General features: G+C 58.6%; 1 protein-coding gene. It reads right to left on the reverse strand.

Annotated elements, in window-relative coordinates; genetic code table 11:
• The coding region (locus B5M42_RS25860) for a chitobiase/beta-hexosaminidase C-terminal domain-containing protein (RefSeq protein WP_230633187.1) at window positions 1–710 on the reverse strand (710 nt) is incomplete at both ends.

Here is a 710-nt window from a genome sequence, read left to right on the forward strand (position 1 = left end):
TCGCTGTGGAAATCGTCACTGTGACGGCGCTCGTATACGTCGCGCTAGGGTCCGGCGAGAACGTTGGCGTCGCTACGCTGGCTTGACTGCCTACTGTGTAGCTGTACCAGGCCGTGTCGGCTGCCGCTCCGTTGAAATACGTAAAGCTGTAGTTAATCACATTGCCCGCAGCAACCGTCATCGTTTGCTCGTAACGGGACTGCGCGGCATTGTACGTCGTTCTGACGTTTTGCTGTGCGCCTGAATTAACGTTGTAGTGAATGTCTACCCACGACATGCCCGAGCTTGGCTTGTACCAAGCGACTGCCGTCGTTCCCGATACGTCTACGCCATGATCCAGTCCCGGATCTGTCGGAGGCGGTGTGCAGTTGCTGCTGCAAATCGCGTAGGCGGCGCTGGCTACCGCCGACGGGGTCATGCCGGCTTTGACGGCAATCGCTTTGACCGTAGCGGACTGCGAGAGCGCGAAACCGCTTGTGTACTTCGTCGAGGATGTTGTCGGCGCGCTGCCGTCGGTCGTGTAGTAAATGTCCGCGCCGCTTGTCGCTGTGGAAATCGTCACTGTGACGGCGCTCGTATACGTCGCGCTAGGGTCCGGCGAGAACGTTGGCGTCGCTACGCTGGCTTGACTGCCTACTGTGTAGCTGTACCAGGCCGTGTCGGCTGCCGCTCCGTTGAAATACGTAAAGCTGTAGTTAATCACATTGCCC

Origin of the sequence: Paenibacillus athensensis (assembly GCF_004514475.2) — a bacterium.
GTDB lineage: Bacteria > Bacillota > Bacilli > Paenibacillales > NBRC-103111 > Paenibacillus_AL > Paenibacillus_AL athensensis.